The sequence below is a fragment of the Vibrio sp. S12_S33 genome, from assembly GCF_963889785.1.
GTDB lineage: Bacteria > Pseudomonadota > Gammaproteobacteria > Enterobacterales > Vibrionaceae > Vibrio > Vibrio aestuarianus.
Map to the genome: position 1 here is coordinate 1 of NZ_CAWPQZ010000363.1, position 255 is coordinate 255.

A 255-nucleotide genomic window follows, 5' to 3' on the forward strand; every position below is an offset into this window, starting at 1 on the left:
AATACCAATACGCGATGCCACTTTATCGCCAAGAATCCCTGTTTACCCAGTCAGGTATCGAGCTATCGAGAACCACCATGGCAAGGTGGGTAATTCAGGTTAGTGAAAAGTTCAAACCGCTTTATCAAGCACTGAAGACTCACTTATTCGAACAAGTGGTGGTTCAGGCCGATGAAACGCCGCTCAATGTGCTTAAGGAAGACAAGCAATGTTATATGTGGTTGTACTGCTCGGGAGCCGACTCCCCTGAAGCTA

1 protein-coding gene is annotated in these 255 nt (G+C 47.1%); it reads left to right on the forward strand.

The window, feature by feature from the left end:
- The coding region (locus AACW06_RS20465) for an IS66 family transposase (protein WP_192076413.1) at nucleotides 1–255 on the forward strand (255 nt) is incomplete at both ends.